14 protein-coding genes are annotated in these 21,114 nt (G+C 42.4%); 4 read left to right on the forward strand and 10 right to left on the reverse strand.

Annotated elements, in window-relative coordinates:
• Positions 1–44: 44 nt before the first annotated feature.
• The 3 genes from purE to Q9G97_RS01805 all read right to left on the reverse strand — a co-directional run bounded on the left by purE (position 45) and on the right by Q9G97_RS01805 (position 2,286).
• Positions 45–584, reverse strand: coding sequence for a 5-(carboxyamino)imidazole ribonucleotide mutase (gene purE, locus Q9G97_RS01795; RefSeq protein WP_305899494.1), 540 nt, complete (start codon positions 582–584; stop codon positions 45–47).
• A 103-nt stretch (positions 585–687) separates the two neighbouring features.
• A complete protein-coding gene (locus Q9G97_RS01800; RefSeq protein ID WP_305899495.1) occupies positions 688–1,650 on the reverse strand; it encodes a metallophosphoesterase in 963 nt (320 codons plus the stop codon).
• 27 nt (positions 1,651–1,677) lie between these two features.
• Positions 1,678–2,286 (reverse strand): rhomboid family intramembrane serine protease, encoded by a 609-nt coding sequence (locus Q9G97_RS01805; RefSeq protein WP_305899496.1) that lies wholly within the window; start codon positions 2,284–2,286, stop codon positions 1,678–1,680.
• 316 nt (positions 2,287–2,602) lie between these two features.
• On the opposite strand from Q9G97_RS01805, the gene Q9G97_RS01810 reads away from it, so the two are divergent.
• Positions 2,603–4,324: a hypothetical protein gene (locus Q9G97_RS01810; RefSeq protein ID WP_305899497.1), complete on the forward strand. Its 1,722-nt coding sequence runs from the start codon at positions 2,603–2,605 to the stop codon at positions 4,322–4,324.
• Positions 4,325–4,701: 377 nt separating this feature from the next.
• A complete protein-coding gene (locus Q9G97_RS01815; protein WP_305899498.1) occupies positions 4,702–6,339 on the forward strand; it encodes an OmpA family protein in 1,638 nt (545 codons plus the stop codon).
• 95 nt (positions 6,340–6,434) lie between these two features.
• Here Q9G97_RS01815 and nagZ read toward each other — a convergent pair whose 3' ends face one another.
• Positions 6,435–7,535 carry a beta-N-acetylhexosaminidase gene (nagZ, locus tag Q9G97_RS01820; protein WP_305899499.1) on the reverse strand — a complete coding sequence of 367 codons (1,101 nt, stop codon included), beginning with the start codon at positions 7,533–7,535 and terminating at the stop codon, positions 6,435–6,437.
• Between the two features lie 439 nt (positions 7,536–7,974).
• Here nagZ and Q9G97_RS01825 point away from each other — a divergent pair, with 439 nt between their 5' ends.
• A complete protein-coding gene (locus Q9G97_RS01825) occupies positions 7,975–10,185 on the forward strand; it encodes a carboxy terminal-processing peptidase (protein WP_305899500.1) in 2,211 nt (736 codons plus the stop codon).
• Between the two features lie 596 nt (positions 10,186–10,781).
• On the opposite strand, the gene Q9G97_RS01830 is transcribed toward Q9G97_RS01825, so the two are convergent.
• Positions 10,782–11,267 carry a peptidylprolyl isomerase gene (locus tag Q9G97_RS01830; protein ID WP_305899501.1) on the reverse strand — a complete coding sequence of 162 codons (486 nt, stop codon included), beginning with the start codon at positions 11,265–11,267 and terminating at the stop codon, positions 10,782–10,784.
• Positions 11,268–11,576: 309 nt separating this feature from the next.
• On the opposite strand from Q9G97_RS01830, the gene Q9G97_RS01835 reads away from it, so the two are divergent.
• Positions 11,577–13,490 carry a M61 family metallopeptidase gene (locus Q9G97_RS01835; RefSeq protein WP_305899502.1) on the forward strand — a complete coding sequence of 638 codons (1,914 nt, stop codon included), beginning with the start codon at positions 11,577–11,579 and terminating at the stop codon, positions 13,488–13,490.
• Positions 13,491–13,595: 105 nt separating this feature from the next.
• Here the strand turns inward: Q9G97_RS01835 and Q9G97_RS01840 are convergent, their stop codons facing one another.
• From Q9G97_RS01840 to Q9G97_RS01860, 5 genes are all read right to left on the reverse strand, one after another.
• The gene (locus tag Q9G97_RS01840) at positions 13,596–13,973 is read right to left on the reverse strand and encodes a glutaredoxin domain-containing protein (RefSeq protein WP_305899503.1); all 378 of its coding nucleotides are present in this window, start codon (positions 13,971–13,973) and stop codon (positions 13,596–13,598) included.
• Between the two features lie 67 nt (positions 13,974–14,040).
• Positions 14,041–14,874 carry a DUF305 domain-containing protein gene (locus tag Q9G97_RS01845; RefSeq protein WP_305899504.1) on the reverse strand — a complete coding sequence of 278 codons (834 nt, stop codon included), beginning with the start codon at positions 14,872–14,874 and terminating at the stop codon, positions 14,041–14,043.
• 227 nt (positions 14,875–15,101) lie between these two features.
• Positions 15,102–15,728 (reverse strand): pseudouridine synthase, encoded by a 627-nt coding sequence (locus Q9G97_RS01850; protein WP_305899505.1) that lies wholly within the window; start codon positions 15,726–15,728, stop codon positions 15,102–15,104.
• A gap of 227 nt (positions 15,729–15,955) precedes the next feature.
• Positions 15,956–18,175 carry an NADP-dependent isocitrate dehydrogenase gene (locus Q9G97_RS01855; protein WP_201571407.1) on the reverse strand — a complete coding sequence of 740 codons (2,220 nt, stop codon included), beginning with the start codon at positions 18,173–18,175 and terminating at the stop codon, positions 15,956–15,958.
• Between the two features lie 306 nt (positions 18,176–18,481).
• Positions 18,482–20,698, reverse strand: coding sequence for an NADP-dependent isocitrate dehydrogenase (locus Q9G97_RS01860; RefSeq protein WP_305899506.1), 2,217 nt, complete (start codon positions 20,696–20,698; stop codon positions 18,482–18,484).
• Between the last annotated feature and the right edge of the window lie 416 nt (positions 20,699–21,114).

Genomic DNA, 21,114 nt, shown 5'->3' on the forward strand with positions numbered 1-21,114 from the left:
GGTGCACGATTGGCACCTTTCAATTGTGCTTTTTAAGGTAAATATTAGTTATTGATGATACCAGGTGTTGGACTGGCCAAAATAGTCTCGGTTTGGTCTTTACGTAGATTATGCAGCTTGGTCGCAATCAAGTTGTCGTGCAGTGCTAGTATCTGAATAGCAAGCAGCGCGGCATTATAAGCGCCAGCGCTACCGATCGCTAGAGTACCAACCGCGACGCCTTTTGGCATCTGTACGATCGAGAGTAAGCTATCCCAACCGCTCAGCATAGAGGACTTTACGGGTACACCAAGCACAGGTAATGGCGTTTGACTGGCGCACATTCCTGGAAGATGCGCGGCGCCACCTGCACCTGCGATGATAACTTGTAGGCCATTATCTTTGGCGCCTTTGGCATAATCGAATAGTCTATCAGGGGTGCGATGCGCTGACACCACTTCACATTCAAAGGCAATATCAAAATCTGCTAACAGCTGGGCGGCCGCGCTCATTGTTGCCCAATCAGACTGTGAGCCCATGATAATGCCTACTTTTGCTGCGCCAGTAGGAGATTCAATAGGGCCAAGTGATGTAGTAGTGCTCATAACGCAATATCCTCAAAAGGGTCATCATACAAAAATTTAGCTAGTAGCGTAAAGACAAGTTTTAACAATCAGTTCGATTTTTGACTATTTTAGCCATACAAAATTAATCATGAATATATTGGACAAAGTTGTCAGCGGTTAAAGGTAGCGGCTGATCTGTATCTAGCTGATAGCAAGTCAAATAACCACTATCGACGGCAGCCGAATAGTCAGTACAGATAACTTGCGCGCTCAGCGGTGCAGGCTCGCCTGTCATCCAGTAGTGACCGACAAATACGGGCTTATAAGTTCTTAATACAAAATCAATATTCTCACTTAGAGCATCTTTAGGGATTTGCGCCAGTCCCGAATTAGGAGCGCGCGCAATTTGATGGATGGTTTGTTTATTAAGATCATCAAGCCACCAGCGCACTCGAACGCGCGTGCGTTTTGTGCCTTCTTTATCGATCATCGATAGTCCTGCTGGTAGTGGTGTCTCGACGCCTTTTAATACTCGCTCTAGCGCCTCAAACGGCTCGCTGTGCTTTTGTGAGGTCAAAATTAATGCTTGCTCGGTCAAGCAGTTATCAGCCGTCAACATCGGCTGAAGTATCGCCATACTATCGACATCCCAGCAGGCGTGTACAAAGCAAGCATAGTCATTCTCAAGCCATAACGGAATCTCATACAAACGCGCCAGCCAATGCTTATGCAGCGCTGAGCCAAAAGGTATTTCAGCCAAAAAAGCTTCGTGTTGCGTGGTATGAGTCTGATTGTGTTTGCGTAAATATTGCTTAGGATGGTCAGAACTAAAGTTAGAATTAGGATCAAGGGTAGCAAAAGCCAGCGCGTTGTACTCATGATTGCCCATCACCGCATCAGCTACATTAGCATCAAGCATAGCAAATACGATCTCAAGTGCTGCTAGCTGCTGCGAGCCGCGGTCAATAAGATCGCCAATAAATAACGCCCGATGATTAGCAGGCGGCTCATAAAAATCACCATTGTGCACATAACCCAATTGGATCAGCAAGCCTGTGAGCTTATCTGCATAGCCATGGATATCACCGATAACATCTATAATCATAATTTGAAGTCTAAAGCTAAGCGCAATTTAAAAGCTGGGTGAGAGTAGCGCATTGATGAAATAAGGCAGAATCTGTGGTTGCAGCGCGATAGTAGCAACAACCCCAAACGCGCCGCCCCATAAATGTGCCATGTGGTTAATATTAGAACCGCCGCGCCTGTCGGCGTAGATGCTGTAAGCCACATAAGCCACGGCAAATAAAATGGCAGGGATAGGAATCACGGCAAACAGATAAATCATATCCCATGGCGCAATCAAAATAAACGCGAATAATACTGCTGATACGCCGCCTGAAGCTCCAAGACTGAGATAGCTGGCACTGTTTTTATGCTTAATATAGCTAGGTATCATCGCTACGATAATAGCCAGTACATAAAAAACCACAAAACCATAACCCGCTAAAAATGGCTTGTATAATCCTTCGATAGCGCGACCGAAGAAATATAACGTAAACATATTAAACAGTAAGTGCATACTGTCGGCATGAATAAAGCCATGGGTAACAAAACGATCCCATTGACCTTTACTGACTGCAGGTGGATAAAAAATCAAACGGTTAAACAGTGTCTTGTTTTGCCAAGCCAACAAGCTCACAATAACCGTAATAATAATGATAAGAGTAGTATGGTCAAACAAAGGGTAATCCTTAGGCCAAGCCTAATCAGTAATATTGTCAAAAACCTATAGTTGTCAAAAGCCCAGTAGCTGGCATAGAATTTTAGAACAATAAGCAAATTTGATAGCGCTAAGTCTAACGCTAAATCATCGTTATAGCTCTATATAACTTACATACCCATACAAATTATAGTCAATAAGTTATCAAACCTAACTATTTACTGTAAGATATTTTGATAGTGGCAGCAGTATAAATTATATACTCAAATATATCCTACGTACTCATCAAATATTGATAATTTTCATTCTCAAAATGTTATCGCAAAAGGCAAGATTTATGACCATTATCGACCAGCTAGAATCCTTGATTACGCCTGCTATCGTAGGGGACGATCCAAGCGTTGCCTCTATCAGCTTACTTGAGCAGTTCTATGCGATCTTAGTCAGTCGTCTAGCGATAGCAGATGTCTATAATCAATTGCAACGCAATCAGGCATCGATTGCCACGCATAATAATATGTTTGAGCAGTTTTGGACTGAGCCTAGTGAGCGTGAGCTTATCATCAGCGAGCTGGCGCAAACCCATCATCTTGACGAGCTTGAAACTGAGCACTTAATTACGAATGCTGCCCACTTAGGTTTTGGACAGCTCAAAGAGCTTGCCAACGACCAGTTTTTACCCGCGTTTTTGCAGTCCAAACAAGCAGATATACGTCACTATTTACCTGTATGGGCATCAGAGATTATAGCAAATCCTATCACACCAATTGAGCAAATAGCCTTATTAGATAATGATAAAAAGTTAAATAACGATAAACAGTTAGGCAGAAATAACCCCTTAACTCTCGATCCGCAAGAGAACAACGAGCCAGTCGTCGCTATTGTAGAAGAAACCCTAGTGGTCGATGGTCTCAATGACATAAATGGCATCAACGATATAAAGGCTCTCGATGACGTAAGCATCCTCAACGACACAGATACAGACACAGATACAGAAAATACTATGGCTATGCCAGTCATAACGATTGATAAAGATGACGGTATCAGTAATGAGAGCCATGATAAAGCTATACCAACCAATGCGTCAGCTGATAGCTCTCCGGCCTATGCCAGTTCTAAAAACCTGTCTAGCACTCACGCTAATAAACCGCCTAATAACTGGCTTATCCCTATCTTGTTATTGATTATCGCTTTAGCGGCTTTAGCTTTGTTATGGTCTTTAGTCATCCAGCCTAAGCTTATGCAGCCTGCCGAATCAGTGATAATAGAGCCAATAGTGATTGAGGATAAAGCGCCTATCGCAGCTGTACTAAAGCCCGCTCAACTGATCATAACCGTCGATAATAGTGGCAGCTTATATACTTGTACAGCAACTATTGGCGATGTCAATTTGCAAAATAGTTTGCGCCAAGCTTTAACTACTAGCTTTGGCGAGCAGGCGAGTATCTGTGAATTCATCATAGAGCAGGACATTGCCACAGATTTGGCAAATATAAATATCAATAGCTTACCAGAGATTCTAACCTTAGTACGCGCCACTCCTTTTGCCCGTCTAGAGCTACTAGATAGCAGCATTCGTCTGGAAGCACCTGATAGTAATCTATTGCAGCAACTGGCAATCAATATGCGTAGTCTATTGCCAACGACTTCTATCACTACTACCGATCCTACACCATTGACAAATGATGTTAACAACCCTAACGGCGCTAATAATCTAAATAATTCTAATGGCAATTTTGATAACGGCGCTGGATTCAATACTAATGATCCCAATTCAAATTATCAATCCTCAGATGATGATACCAATGACAGGGTAATGCCCGCGCCATCAAGTAATAATGACAATTTCAACAATACTAACAACGTCAATAATCCTAACTATGCTAATAGCAATAATAATAGCAATGCCAATATCAGAAACAACGCTTTTAGTGAACGAAGTCAGCAATCAGGACCTATATCAGAATCAGAGGTTGATAATCTTGCCAATACTTCAATCGTAGCAGAGCCATTACGTAATGCACGACCTGTCGATAACAATTTAAATCTTAATAACTAACTATAGAACAAAGATTATCTGCCAAAAATTATAGGTCAAAAATAATAGAAATCGTTATTTTTACCATTGGAATAATTAGCTTATGTCTACATTGTGTTATCCATTAGCTTAATATAAGCGCTACAGTTACGTGCAACAACTGAAACATTACTTATCGTAGCAATTACACAACAGCGAGTTGATTGTGATATTCGAAGTATTGAATTTATAATAGAAAAGTTAAATAAAGTGTTGAATCTTTGCATTATTGTATTTTGAATAATTTTACTTTGAATAAAGAATAAGATAAACACTTGCTAAGCTTCTTATTTATTTGCAGTAAGTAGCACATCGTTTTAGATTTCTAGAAAGATAATTATAATTGGAGGAAACATATTATGGATATTATTGGTCATTTAACCCGTACGGTGACACCAGCGGTACTAGGCAGTGATAACGACCCTGCCAAAAAAAGCTTACTTGAGCAGTTTTACGCAGTGTTTACTGCACGTTTAGCGGACAAAGAGACTTATGGTCGTTTTGCTAATGAGAATATTGCCCGTGACGATCAAGGATTTTATGATCGTGTTTGGACAGATGGTAGCCATCGAGATCAAATCTCTAACGAGCTCTCAAGTGGTCATAACGTAGATCCTACAGCGGCTCGTGGCCTTATCGCTATGGCGGCTCCATTGGCCTATCATGAAATCAAAAGCTTGGCAGGTACTACACCTGTACCACAGTTCTTAAATGACAATCTATCCAGCTATCAACATCATATTCCCGCTTGGGCTGCAGGTGTCGTTCCCGCTGGTATGCTAATGGCAGCGCCTGCTGGTGAGCGTATCTCAGATACCACTAGCATGGCACCATTGGTACACGAAGAAGAAAAGTCTGGCAGCTTTATGAAGGCACTATTGCCGATTATAGGTCTAATTATCTTAGGTGCATTAGCTTGGGCATTACTGCGTGGCTGCCAAGATAATCCAGAGCCTGTCGCGACGCCTATCGTAACTGAAGAGCAAGTGAGCGAAGAGCCTGTCGCAGCAGTTGCTAGTGATATCGAATTGGCATCATTACGTGTCGCTACGGGTGAAGGCAATACTTTGTACGCTTGTAATATGAATGTTGGCGACGAAGCGCTACAAAATACAGTTATGGGCGCTATGAGCACGACGTTTGGCGCTGAAGCAGATAAATGTGTTGCCGATGTTGATGATAGCTTTGCAGCAGATATGCCTGCAGCAGCAGTACTAGCGGATATTTTACCCATTATCCAAAGCTCACCAAACGCTAGCATGATTGTCAAAGGTAATGAGATTATTGTTAACTCACCAGATGCAGCAGCGCTTGAGCAATTGGTTGCTGATTTGCAAGCAGCTGCGCCAAACATGATGGTAAGTGCAGAAGGTCCACTAGATCTACAGGGTGAGATCGATAATAGTTTAGCCGCTGCAGATGTTGCTATTGGTCGTCTTGGTGAAAATCCAGATCCCCGTGATGTAGCACGAGCGCTTAGCATACAAGTTATCAATTTTGAGCTGGATGCAGCTATGATTCCAGATATCAATAAGCCGTTCCTTGATCGTGCTGCCAAGCTAATTACTGAAACGCCTGATGTGCAATTGACTATTACAGGTAATACCGATAGCTTAGCATCAGATGCTTACAATCTAGACTTATCACGTCAACGTGCCCAAGCAGTTAAAGAGTACTTGGTATCACAAGGCGTCGATGCTAGCAAGCTAGTTACCAAAGGTGCTGGTGAGTCCAATCCAATTGCGGATAACTCAACCGAGCAAGGTCGTTTCCGTAACCGTCGTATTGGCTTTACTGTATATGATGAATCTGTAGATGGTAATGGAGCTGCTGTAACAGCTGGTAATAGCAGTGATATGGGAACTACTACGACTGGTAACACAGGGATGGATGTCAATATGCCAGATCCTGATCTAAACCCGCTAGATGATAACAATGATGATGTGTTACCAGATGGTGATGATCCTACGCAAGGTACTGTATTAGATCCTCAGTAATCTATATTTAGATAAATATCTAAAAGTATTTTCAATTTAAAAAGACCGCATCTGTTATAGATGCGGTCTTTTTGTATAATACGCCCTAGTATTTATCAATAACAAGTGGGGTCACGTTGCTCATCGTTATTATCTAAAAGCTTTGAATCGGCTGATTCGTTTTTACCGCTACTTTTACTAAAAAAAGCTTCAGTGACTGCAAGCTTTGCTTGATGCCAATGCTCAAACTGCAAGCAAGTATCGTCAAGACTACCTTGCCATACAGGTATTCTCCCACACATGGTTTTGATACGTCTTTGATTGGGATAGGGTAGCTCTTGGGCGGCCTCAGCAGCTTCGTGAGCAGAAACTCTATCATTACAGACCAATGCAATATCACAGCCTGCTTCAATAGCCGCTTGTACACGAGCGCTAATATCGCCAGCTGCCTGAGCGCCTTGCATAGATAGGTCATCAGAGAAAATCACCCCATCAAACTTTAGCTGATCACGCAAAATATCTTGTAGCCAAATTTTAGAGAATCCAGCAGACTTATCATCGACTTGTGAGAAAATAACATGAGCTGGCATAACGGCATCAAGCCAAGGTAGTGTCTGCACAAAGGGCTGAATATCAGTCGCCATAATGTCATGTAGGCTACGCTCATCGATAGCCTCTGCCACATGCGAATCAGGGGCAATAGCGCCATGACCTGGGAAATGCTTACCTGTCGTTGCCATGCCTGCATCCTTTATGCCGCGCATCAACTGTGTGGCCAAAGCTATTATAACTTGCGGATCTTGATGAAAGCTGCGATCACCGATCACTTGACTGATACCATCGCGATCAAGCACAGGTGCAAAACTGATATCGATGCCTACGGCTAGTACTTCAGCCGCCATTAAGTAGCCACAGTCATATGCCAAGCTTAGCGCATCACTCGGCTGTTGATCGAAGAGTTTACCCAACTGTCCCATAGCAGGTAGTTTACTAAACCCCTCACGTAGGCGAGCAACCCGACCACCTTCTTGATCAATGCCTATCAAGATATCGGGATTATGGTAACGTATATCATCACAAAGATAACGTACTTGCTTAGCATTGTCGATATTACGTGCAAACAAAATAACGCCACCGACCTGAGCTTGTTTGATAAGACTAACATCTTCAGCTGTCAAACCTGTGCTATCGATATCTATCATTAATATGCCGTACATGGCTTTGTCCTTAAAGTGCTAAGCACCATTTCATTTGGTTTATAAGGGTTTAAAATAATAACAAAAAGTTTGGTGTATAAAGGGATTGCGTGTAAGATTGATTATACATTTTGAGACAATTTCAAATTAAAACACATGCTAACATCACCTTTAACTGAGCCATATTGAATAAAGTTTCTCCAAATTAAATGCTTGATTATCGTACACAGCTTTTTAATTTAGCGGTCTAATTTAATAGTCTAAAGGTTTTGTATAATCAATAAAAGAGACCTTAAGGTAATCATAAATAACCCTATAGTAATCATAAATAAACGGTTGTGATTAGTGTATGCTTATCTCATCGAAATATTAGAATATGTTTTTGTTTTATAAAGTTTTATAAAAATAGATCCATTTATTTTCAACTCAATACCTCATTTGAAATAACTAGGTAGATATAATGAAGAAACAACCCGCACAATGGTTACTTAGCGCTGCATCTGTTGGTATCGCAGGTCTAATATTGACGCAAAGCTATGGTACTGCATTAGCAGAGACTAACACTGAAGGTTTTGTGCCAACACCTGAGCAAAAGATTACCACTCGTCAGGTTGCCGCCTTGCTGGATCGCAGTCATTATCTCAATCAGCCCTTAGATACTAAAATGGGTAATGAGATACTAGCTATGTATATCGATAGCTTAGATCCTAACCATACGCTATTTCTGCAATCTGATGTTGATGAGTTTACCCAAAAGTACGGCGGTGATTTTGGCAATCGTCTCAAGCGCGGTGACTTATCAGCAGGCGTTGATGTGTTTGAGCGCTATCGTAAACGCTCAAATGAGTATTTTGAGATGGCTACCAAAATGCTTAAAACTAAAATAGATCTGACCAGCAAAGAGACCATAGTGTTAGATCGTGAAAAATTAGCGCATTTTAAGACTAAAAAAGAGCAACGCGATTATTGGGCGCGCCAGCTAAAGTTTCAGCTGATGAGCATTACTTTGGGTCAAGAGGATGAGAAAAGTAAAGAAAAAATATTCTTAGACAATCCAGATATCACGCGTGGACAAGACTTGATACGCGATGATCAGCGTACACCAAGTGAGATTTTACTCAATCGTTTCTCGCGTCAACAGGGTCAGATGAAGCGTCTTAAAGACGATGAGATTATGGAAACAGTACTAAATACTGCAATGCTGACCTATGATCCGCACAGTAATTATTACGCGCCTATCCAAGCCAATGAGTTGCAGATTCAGTCGAGTTTACAGTTAGAGGGTATTGGGGTCTCTATCCGTCCTGATCGTAAAAACCCTGACTATACACGCATTGTCACCTTAGTTGATGGCGGCCCTGCTGCTAAAGGCGGTCAGATTAAGCCTAATGATCTAATCGTCGGTGTGGCCCAAGACGGCAAGACTATGACCGATGTAGTAGGGTGGTCAACGCGTGAGATTGTGGCGCTGATCCGTGGCAAACGTGGTACTACGGTAGTGCTTAAGGTGCGTCAGCCTAATACCCCTGAAGCGGGTGCCCGTACCGTCTCTATCGTCCGTGATGTGATTCAGCAAGAAGAGTCGGGCGTGACGCAGCGAGTGATCGAGGTGCAGCGTCCTAATATTGACGCCACGCCTAAACGTATTGGCGTACTTGAGATACCTAGCTTTTATTTAAACTATCGTGCGCGCCGTAATGGTGAAGACTATCGCAGCGTCAGTATAGATACTGAAAATGCGATCAAAGCGCTTAATAAACAAAATATAGACGGCTTAGTGGTTGATCTGCGTAATGATCCAGGTGGCTCATTAGATGAAGTCGCAAAAATGTTAGGGCTGTTTATAAAGCAAGGACCTCTAGTACAGATCCGTGACAACCGCGGTAATATTCAGGTCTATCGTGATGATGACGGTGGCAAGCAGTTGTATGATGGCAAGATGGTCGTCTTAACCAATCTAGCTTCGGCCTCTGCTAGTGAGATATTTGCAGCGGCGATTCAGGATTATGGTCGTGGACTAGTCGTCGGTAGCACTACGACGGGCAAAGGATCTGCGCAGATTCAATTAGATAGTTTAGCTTTGGGTTCAGCGACGCTAACTCAGCGCAAATTCTATCGAGTCACTGGTGGTAGTACCCAAAACAAAGGTGTAGTACCTGATGTTGAGCTGGTAAATATCTACGATGACGCCACTTTTGGTGAGCGTGCGCAGAAAAAAGCACTGCCTTGGGATACTATTAAGACCGCCCCTTTCAAACCTGAAGGAAAGTTTAGCGCCAGTACTCTAGCGACGCTGAATCAGCAGTCGAAGATCCGTCAGCAACAAGACCCACAATTCGTCTATTTATCGACGCTGAATGATATACGAGATATGGACGACGAGAAGAAGCCAGTAGATCTAGATATCAATAAGCGCCGTGCCAAAATGCAGCTTATCGAAGATCGTACGCTAGCGGCTGAAAACAAGCGACTTAAAGCGACAGGTGAGCGTCCTTATGCTAATTGGAGTACTTATCAAGCCGCAATGGACTCTAAGTTTGAAGAGCGTAGTCAAATGAAAGAAAGTGAGCGTCCCCAGCTGCCTGAAAACGAGACCTATATAACAGAAGCTGCTTATTTGATGCTAAGTGCTGATCCAATAGTTTCCATTAGCCCTGAAGAAAAGCTGTAATAGTAGTTTCAGTCTAACAGCGTCGTGGCTTGTAAGTATATGCTTACAAGTAACGACGCTATAGCGTCTTACGTTGATCTATAAAATTTGCGATCATTACCTCGCAGCACAATTTAGTGATAATATTTATCTATACTGTTTTGAATACTATTTTAAATACTAGGGATTGGTATTTAGGATTGATATTTACAAGCAGCTAATAAATTGATCTAGGGATGGATAGCTGGTTGTAAGTGATAAAGTTAATAGCTTAATCATGATTTTGTATCTCGGGATTAGATGCAAAACAGTATTAATAGTGACATAGGCAAGGATGTCGAAGGTGCTATTAGCTGATGTAAGACTGTGATAAGAACCGTATAGCGCTCGTCGTTATGCGGTTTTATTACGTTTAGAGAGCAAGAAATTACTAAAATTTATCCTAATTATTGATCACAACTACTAATCGTAACTTTAAAAGTCATCAATTGACTCAGACACAAAAAAGCCAGTAGCATGACTATGCACACTACTGGCTTTTATGCTTTAGACGACATATTAATCTTTATACCACTATCAAAATGTCATCTAGATACTTTATCGATAATGATAAAGAATTAGTGCTCAACACCACCAGCACCATGGACATGGCCATGGTTCAATTCGTCTTCGGTAGCAGCACGTACTTCTTGGATTTCTACATCAAAAGTCAAACGCTTACCTGCTAATGGGTGGTTAGCATCTACAGTAACTTCTTCGTCATTAACATCAGTGACTGTCACTAGCATGACTTGACCGCCCGCTTCAGACTGAAACTGCATACCAGGCTGAATGTCTTCAACACCTTGGAAGTTATCACGAGGTACCTTTTGTACGGCTTGCTCTTGGTATTCGCCGTAGCCATCTACAGGCTCAACAACGGCATTAACGCTTTCGCCAGCAGACTTGCCTTCTAGCTGTTTCTCAAGACCTGGAATAATGTTGCTATGGCCATGCAAGTAAGCTAAAGGTTGACCTTCTGGTGACTGGTCAAGAACATTCCCTTCATCGTCTTTTAGAGTGTAGTTAAATTTGACAGAGGTATCTTTTGCAATAGTAGTCATAAATTATCCTAAATAGATTATAAAGATTAAATTCGGTTGTAATAAACCTAAAAAAGCCAATCAATGCGCTAAACAGCCATATTATCAGTCAATGACTTATAGTTTATTAGAGTAACTGAAACAGTTAGCCTCTTTAATTGAGATGGTTATAATAACTTTCAAGGCAAATACCTCAAAAAAAGCCAATTATTAAGATATTGACAACTTTTGAGTGAATGTTTCTTACAATTGTAGTCACTGACGGTTTTATCGTTGCGTTTTTGACTAATCACTTCTAACATAACACTAAATACTCGCCAAGTTCCTACTATGACTAAAACTATCCAAGATAACGATGATTTATCACAGACAGCTAGTGTAGCTGCTATAAGCTATTGCCTTAACTTTGCACGCTTTAATGAGCATCTGATCGATGTTACCTTAACTTTTACAGCCTCTGTTGATTCTCCGCGGCTGTGGTTACCAGTCTGGATTCCAGGAAGCTATTTGCTGCGTGAGTTTGCTCGAAATATCACGGCGCTGCATTATAAAGGGAGTGATGAGTCATCAAAGGTAGGGCGCGCGCAAAAGGTAGATAAGCATACTTGGGCGCTGCCAGCAGTCAAAGCAGGGCAGATTGTGAGCGTAGATTATGAAGTCTATTGCTATGATCTGTCAGTACGGACTGCTTATGTCGATCAGCAGCGTCTATACGGCAACTTTACCTCACTGGCCTTAGCAGTTGAGGGGCAAGAGCAACTGCCTGTACAAGTTAGCCTACTGGTGCCAGCCGCGTTTTTGAGTGACAAATGTGAAAATAATGTGGTATTGGCTTGTGGGCTTGATGCGACCTATCTAAAGAGCCTCAATCAAGAAGATGATAATAAAAACAGCAGCACTCAGCATGGCTATGGTCTGCAGGCCGATAGCTATCATCAGCTGATTGATTATCCGTTTGAAATAGCCGAGCAGCAGTTTTTCGATTTTATTATTCAAGATAGCGATAATCAAACGCTAAGCCATCGCTTTTATTTATCAGGCAAGCATAGCGCCAACATGGGCCGCTTACAGCAAGATATTACCCAAATCTGTCAAACTTATTTGAACTGGTTGGGGGATGCACCCTTTAGTAATTATACCTTTATGACCTTTGCTAGCGGTCAAGATTACGGTGGCCTTGAGCATATTAATTCAACCAGCCTTATCACTCCGCGACGGGATTTACCGTCTATCGATGAGCCTGAGTTGCCCAGCACTGACTACAAGCGCTTTTTGGGGTTATGCAGTCATGAGTATTTTCATGCATGGTGGGTTAAGACCGTCAGTCCCGATGTGATGATCGATGTGGATTTGCGCCGAGAAGCCTATACGCCACTACTTTGGGTATTTGAAGGCTTTACCTCTTATATTGACGACTTTATGTTGCAAGCATCTGGTGTCATCGATCAAGATGGCTATTTGACCTTATTGGCTGAACAAATAAGCCGTTATTATCAGACGCACGGGCGTAGCCAGCAGAGCGTGGCTGAGTCCAGCTTTGATGCTTGGATTAAGCTGTATCGTAGTGATGAAAATACAGGCAATGCGGGCATTAGCTATTACAATAAAGGTGCATTAGTAGCCTTATGCTTAGATTTAACTCTATTTGAGAAAAGTGCTGGTAAGCATCGACTATTCGATGTCGTCAGATCCTTTTATAGTCAAGCTAAACAAAGCGGTACTCAGCGTATTGGTATTAGTAGTGCTGATATGGGTGAAGTTATCAGTCAGTTTATGCCAAGAGCAGATTGGGAAGATTTTGAGCAGCGCTATGTTAATGGGGTAGAGGAGCTGCCTATTGAGGCATTACTAAATGCTCACGGCACGATTATTTATAAGGATGCTAAAGATAATGCTGATAAAAAAGTGCCTTGGGGCATGCGCTGTACAGAGACGCCAGCAGGTCTGAAGGTCAATCGGGTACAACGTGGTAGTATCGCCGCCAGAGCTGGTATCTCAGCGCACGATATCATCATCGCTATTGATAGGATCAAGGCGGATAATAAGCATTTAGCGACTTTAAGCCCATTATTACAAGATACCACTTGTCACTTGTTTCGCCGTGATGAGCTGATGACTATTACTATAAAAGCTGAGCCTACTGCGCAAGCTGAGGTAGATATTACCGATGCGTATAAAGTCAATCTAAGACGCAAGGAATCAGAGTTTGAGCAATGGCTAAACCCTGATTTTATCGAATCTTAATAACTCTTAATAAGATAGGGTTTTTGACAATATAAATAAAAACCGCCAAGCTTTTATTTAGAAGCTTGGCGGTTTCTTTAAGCCATGTTAAGTCATCAGTTGCGCCTAGCCAAAACGCTGATGTAAATAGGCGTTGATATCGTCTGATTCATACATCCATTGGACGTCGTTATTTTCTGTAGTGTTATCTTCAATACGCAAGCAAGGTACTTTGACACGTCCACCATTTTCAGCAAGCTCACTACGAAACTGCTCATTATTTTTGGCGTCACGCAACTCAATAGGCAAGTTTAGCTTATGAATTTGACGGCGTACTTTGACGCAAAAAGGGCAAGATTGAAATTGATATAAAGCCAAATCTTCACAAGCTTCGTCTACGCGGGCTTGCTCCTCGGCAGTGCGTGTCACAGCTTTGCCCTGAGTCATGACACTGCCGCCTGCTATGAGTCGTCCTAGCCCTTCGCGCATAAATTTTACTAGCATTTTTGCCTCTATAAATTTTGTTGTGTGGGTGTTGGGTGAGTGCTTTAAACACTCAAAGAATAAGATGTTAATTAGTTTCTATTGCTTCTTTGGTTAAATTGTCATCAGCATCGTCTGCGATATCGTCGTCAGTAATATTATCACTATCTAAAGAAGTGCTATTTGCCGCCAGCCAGTTCTGCAAGTCTACAATGATAGGCTGTTGAGCATTGATAATCTGTCGTGCCAGCACTAACATCTCCTCATTAGTACCATATTTAAGCTCAATTTTTGCCATCTTACCAGCGCTGATATAGTGCGCGAGCATAGTACGAGCAAAAGCTACATCCGCTACTGGATCAGCAATACTTAATGACATCTCATCTAGCATAATCTGCGTAGTATCGGTATATTCTTGTTGTACAAAAGGAGTCTCAAGCTTAGCTCTAGCGCTATCAAGATGGCTGGCAAGCCACTTATTAATAATGTTAATCTCGCCCTGTTGTGAGTTAATGACCTGCTGAGCCAATTGACGCATGACAGGATCACTGCCGTACTTAAGTTGTAGACTAGCCATATCCAAAGCGCCACGACTGTGCCCGAGCATACTCTTGGCAAATGTCGTATCAGGATCATTATAGCCCATACCGATCAGCATCTCATCATGCATTCGAGTTATCGACTTATCATAGTCCGCCTGCATCGCCGTCATTGGTGCTATATCAGCGATCATATCATTAGCTGAGAGATTATTATCGACATAGCCCTCGTCATCCGTGCCTGCTTCAGGGGTAGTAGAGTTATTTATCACATCATCAGCTGGTGCAGGCTGAGTGGGCTCTACAGAGTCAGCCTTGGGCTGACAGGCGCTGAGCATAAGCGTCATGCAAGTAGCAATAGCGAGATGATAAACAGGAGTCATAAAATACCCTTAACTGGATGGTTGTATGGCAAGGCAGGCGACTAAGGTATAAAAGCACATAAAGCTATGAATATTAACAGATAAGTCTTACTAGTTTAAGACGTAGCGTTATAAATATGCTAATTACTTAAAGTCCGTAGGCGATAATAGACTGCTACTTTATGTTTTTAGCTAGGTCTTATGGTTATGTCGGTAATGGATAACTAATACTGGCTAATATTTAACGTCTAATATTTAATACCTAACTGTCGATAGTGTGCTTTGTTTAAGACCAAAGTTATAGAGTCTCCGACGGCTAAACTCCCTAGCTCAAATCCTGCTACAGACCAGCGAATCAAACGCAAACAGGGCAGACCAACGTGCGCAGTCATTCGCCGAACTTGACGGTTTTTACCTTCATAAATCGTTAGCATCAGCCACGACGTTGGAATGTTTTTGCGCTCGCGAATAGGCGGGTCACGTGGCCATAGCTCGATTGGCAGCTCAGACTCATCAACGATGACAGCGGTAGCAGGTAGGGTTTTGCCGTCTTTTAGTATAACGCCACGGCTTAACTCGGCCAATTGGATAGCTGTCGCTATTCCTTCAACTTGTACTAGATAAGTTTTGCCTTGCTTATGAGTAGTATGATCAAATTTTTCAGTCTTTGGCGGTTGAGTAATGGCTTTATTCACGCGTCCATCGTTGGTTAATATTAATAATCCCTCTGAGGTCGCATCCAGCCTACCTGCTATGCGCAGTGACTTATCGCTAAAGTACTCTGATAACGTCGTATGCTTATTATTGCTATCCTCTCGAAACTGACTTTGCACGCCAAAAGGTTTGTTAAATAGCACAAGATTTGAGATCGACATAAAGCAAAGATTCCTAGGGTGTTTCCTCATTTTGAAAATAGAGATAAAAATGAGATAGTTTTGTGTCAGGTACAGTAAATACAACAAACCTTAGTCATGTTAACAAGGTTTTGCATAAAAAACACCTTAACAGTCTGAGACCATTAAGGTGTTTGCAATACTAGCCAAACCCGCTCAAATATTAAATCATTCAAGCGTGTTTTGGTTCAGGTTATAAAGAAGCTGAGTTACAACGAAGCCAAAGCTTCATTGAATAGTTTGCTTGGGCGCATGGCTTGCTCAGCCAAGGCTTCATCAGCGAGATAATAGCCTTTAATATCGACAGCTTTGCCTTGGGCACTATTCATCTCCTCGACGATAGCTCGCTCATTGCTCGCAAGCTTTTCGGCTAGCGGGGCAAACTGTGCTTTTAGATCAGCGTCTTTATCTTGCGCAGCGAGTTCTTCGGCCCAGTACATGGCTAGGTAGAAATGGCTGCCGCGGTTGTCAAGCTCGCCCGTTTTACGCGAGGGCGACTTATCATTTAATAATAGCTTTTCAGTCGCTCTATCTAAAGTGTCGGCCAGTATTTGTGCTTTAGCATTATCATCATTCTTAGCTAAATGCTCTAAAGACTCTGTCAAAGCCAAGAACTCACCCAACGAATCCCAACGTAGGTGGTTTTCCTCGATCAGTTGTTGAACGTGCTTCGGTGCAGAACCACCAGCACCGGTTTCAAATAAACCGCCGCCTTTCATTAATGGCACGACTGATAGCATCTTGGCGCTAGTACCCAATTCTAGAATAGGGAACAAGTCAGTCAGGTAGTCACGTAAAATATTACCAGTAGCAGAGATGGTATCGAGACCACGAGCGACGCGCTCCAAGGTATAGCGCATGGCGCGAACCTGTGACATAATTTCGATATGTAGCCCTGTAGTATCATGATCTTTTAGGTAAGTTTGTACCTTTTTGATCAGCTCATTCTCATGTGGACGATAAGGGTCTAACCAAAAGATAACCGGTGTATCTGATTCGCGCGCACGGCGTACCGCAAGCTTGACCCAATCTTGAATAGGCTCATCTTTGACTTGACACATGCGCCAGATATCACCTTTTTCAACGCGCTGTTCAAGTAATACTTCATCTGTAGCTTCGTCGACAATACGCGCTATCCCTGCATCGCTGGCTTCAAACGTCTTATCATGCGAGCCATACTCTTCAGCTTTTTGCGCCATCAAACCAACGTTTGGCACCGTACCCATAGTCGTTGGGTCAAAGTTACCATGCCATTTGCAAAAGTTAATCATCTCTTGATAAATACGTGCAAAAGTGGACTCAGGCATGACCGCTTTACATTCGTACATTTTGCCATCAGCGCCCCACATTTTACCGCCTGAGCGAATCATAGCAGGCATAGAAGCATCGACGATGACATCACTTGGCGAATGGAAGTTGGTGATACCTTTGGCTGAGTCGACCATCGCTAGACGCGGACGATGTACCTGACAAGCATGCAGATCACGTTCAATCTCTTCACGCTTACTGGCGGGTAGCTCTGCTATTTTTTCATATAGCGAGGCCATGCCGTTGTTGACGTTGATACCTAGCTCATCAAAGTAGGCACCATGCTTGTCAAAAGCGTCTTTGTAATAGGTCTTGACCGCATGTCCAAAGACAATAGGGTGCGACACTTTCATCATCGTCGCTTTTACGTGCAAGGAAAATAAAATGCCCGCTTCACGGCAGTCTTCCATTTCACGCTCATAAAATTCAATCAGCGCTTTTTTACTCATGAACATCAAATCGATGACTTCTTTGTCTAGCAGCGCAATGCCTGTTTTGAAGACGCCGATAGTACCATCTTCAGCCACGCGCTCCATACGTACGCTACGTGCTTTATCCAAAGTAATAGACTGCTCACCTTCATAAAAGTCGCCACTGTGCATGTGCGAGACATGAGTACGTGACCATTGTTTCCACTCGCCCATAGAGTGCGGATGCTTACGGGCATAGTTTTTGACTGCTTTAGGAGCACGGCGGTCTGAGTTACCCTCACGGAGTACTGGATTCACTGAACTGCCTAGACTCTTACCATAGCGTCTGCGTAGCTCAATCTCTTCCTCAGTTTTTGGATCGTCTGGGAATTCAGGTAGCGCATAGCCTTTGCCTTGCAGCTCTTTGATACAAGCTTTGAGCTGTTGTACAGAAGCGCTAATATTAGGCAGTTTGATAATATTAGTGTTGGGATCTTGAGTTAAGCGTCCGAGCTCAGCTAGATTGTCAGGAACACGCTGCTCATCTGTTAAATAGTCAGAGAACTCAGCCAATACACGCGCAGCAACTGAGATGTCACTGGTCTCAACGACGACGCCTGCCTTGTCGGTAAAAGCTTTTACGATAGGTAAAAAGGATAGGGTTGCCAGTGCTGGGGCTTCATCGGTTTTGGTATAAATAATTTTTGACATGACAGTAAAATTTCCTCTTGAATGTTTTTATTTAGTGCTCTTTGATATCGCCATCAATAGTATATAACAGGAACGCTCTTGTTTCTAAGGCAATAAGATTAAAGTATAAGGTAATTGCTAATAGTCTCTATAAATAATAAAAATGACTCATATTATCAGGTTCAACAAAAACCCCAACACTCTTAGATCATTAAGGTTTTATATTGTAGGCTCAGCTAAAAGCTAAGTTTAAAAGCTAAGTTTAAAAGCTAGGCCTAGAGCAAGTATTGTCGTTTATCACAACGCTTGCCTTTGACCGTGTTTCTATTAAATCGAAGCTATAATTTCATTTAAGGTTTTACTTGGGCGCATAATATCTGTTGCCAGCTTTTCATCAAAGAAGTAATAGCCATTGATGTTGGCAGGGCTACCTTGAGCATCATTGAGCTCTTTGACGATAGCATCTTCATTATCCTTCAGCTTCTTAGCTATTGGAGTAAAGGTCTCTTTTAGCTCGCTGTCTTGGTTTTGATTCGCCAGCTCCTCGGCCCAGTACATAGCTAGATAGAAGTGACTACCACGGTTATCAAGCTCACCAGTCTTACGTGATGGCGACTTGTTATTCATCAGCAGAGTCTCAGTCGCAGTATCTAAGGTATCTGATAATATTTGCGCTTTAGGATTATTTTCGTGAATAGCTAAATGCTCTAAAGACTCGGCTAACGCTAAGAACTCACCTAATGAATCCCAGCGCAGATGATTTTCTTCAACCAGCTGCTCGACATGCTTCGGCGCAGAACCACCAGCACCAGTCTCAAATAGACCACCACCATTCATAAGCGGTACGATAGAGAGCATCTTCGCGCTAGTACCCAGCTCTAAGATTGGGAATAGATCGGTTAAGTAATCACGTAAGACGTTACCGGTAACTGAAATCGTATCTTTGCCTTCTTTTAGACGCTCTAAAGTAAAGCGAGTCGCCTCGCGAACGGGCATGATGCGAATATCTAAACCAGTCGTATCGTAATCTTTTAGATAGCGTTCTACTTTTTTGATCAATGCAGCATGATGCGGACGCTTATGATCCAACCAGAAGATAGTAGGCACTTTGCTAGCACGAGCGCGCGTTACCGCAAGCTTGACCCAGTCTTGAATCGGCGCGTCTTTGACCTGATTCATACGCCAGATATCGTCAGTTTCCACTTGATGCTCAGTCAATACCTTATCATTGCTATCCAGTACTTGCACAATACCCGCAGATGGGATCAAGAAAGTCTTATCATGTGAGCCATACTCTTCTGCTTTTTGTGCCATAAGACCGACGTTCGGTACTGAACCCATAGTCGTTGGATCAAAGGCACCGTTTTCTTTACAGAATTTGATGGTTTCATCATAGATGCAAGCATAGCTGCTATCAGGGATAATCGCTTTGGTGTCGTGTAGCTCGTTATCCGCGCCCCACATCTTACCTGAGCTACGAATCATAGCTGGCATTGACGCATCAACGATCACATCACTCGGTACATGTAGGTTAGTGATGCCTTTGTCAGAGTTGACCATTGCTAGATCTGGATTGCTCTTATAGATGCTTTGGATATCCGCTTCGATTTCTTGACGTTTGTCATCAGGCAGCTCTTTTAATTTAGCGAGCAAGTTGCTAAAGCCGTTATTGACGTTAACGTCGATCTCTTTGAACGTATCACCGTGCTTGTCAAACAACTCTTTGAAGAATACTTTTACTGCTTCACCAAAGATAATAGGATCAGAGACTTTCATCATCGTCGCTTTTAGATGTAATGAGAATAATACATCTTCAGCTTTGGCGTCTTCGACTTGCTCTTCTAAAAACTCAACCAAGGCTTTGTGGCTCAAAATAGCCGCATCGATAACTTCACCCGCTAGTAATGGTGCAGGTGCTTTTAATTCAGTGACACTACCGTCGTTAGCAGTGAACTCAATACGGTAATCAGTTGGCTCGTCTACAGTGACTGAAGTCTCCGTATCGGCAAAGTCGCCATGATCCATAGTCGCCACATGAGTTTTAGAGTCTGCACTCCATGCCCCCATAGAATGAGGATGGCTACGAGCATAAGCTTTTACCGCTTTTGGTGCACGGCGATCTGAGTTACCTTCACGTAAAATCGGATTAACTGCACTACCTTTTATTTTGTCATAACGATCTCGCACATCTTTTTCTTCGTCGGTCTCTGGATGATCTGGATAATCAGGTAAGCCGTAACCTTTATCTTGTAACTCTTTGATCGCCGCTTTTAGCTGCGGTACTGAGGCACTAATATTAGGCAGTTTGATAACGTTAGCACCAGGGGTTTTAACCAGTTCGCGTAGTTCTCTAAAAGCACTAGGAATACGCTGCTCTTTAGTAATAAAATCTGGAAATAAAGCAATGATACGTCCTGCTAAAGAGATATCAGCCGTTTCTACTTCGATATCAGCTGTTTTGGCAAAAGCTTCTACGATAGGTAAAAAAGATAGGGTAGCAAGCGCTGGGGCTTCGTCAGTTTTCGTATAAATGAGTTTTGACATTTTAGTATTTATTCCTTTAGGTTGTGTTTGATCATAAAGCTGAAATTTAACAGTATACCTAGCCATAATAAGGCTAAAGGCTGAAAGCAATTGCGTTACAAGATAGGTGGTTTTTCGAAGAGTTTTAGGCCGACGTAGAATGTTTCGTGACTTTTATTTAGATATTTTTTATTTACACTATTTAGCTAAGTCCATCTCTACCAAATAACATTCCATTTGTACCAGTAACTTAGGTAATTCATATCGTTCAAAACAGCTAAGGGTAGCCTTACTTATGAATAAGAGAACATGGCGGCTGATAAGCTCACTATAGATTTACTACAATGTCAATATTACATAATGAACTTAAGATACTGTTTTTGCTCTTACCACACGTATCTTAATTGTACTAGACTGTCAGAAGCCTTATTCTAGCA

It is taken from the genome of Psychrobacter sp. M13 (assembly GCF_030718935.1).
Lineage (GTDB): Bacteria > Pseudomonadota > Gammaproteobacteria > Pseudomonadales > Moraxellaceae > Psychrobacter > Psychrobacter immobilis_G.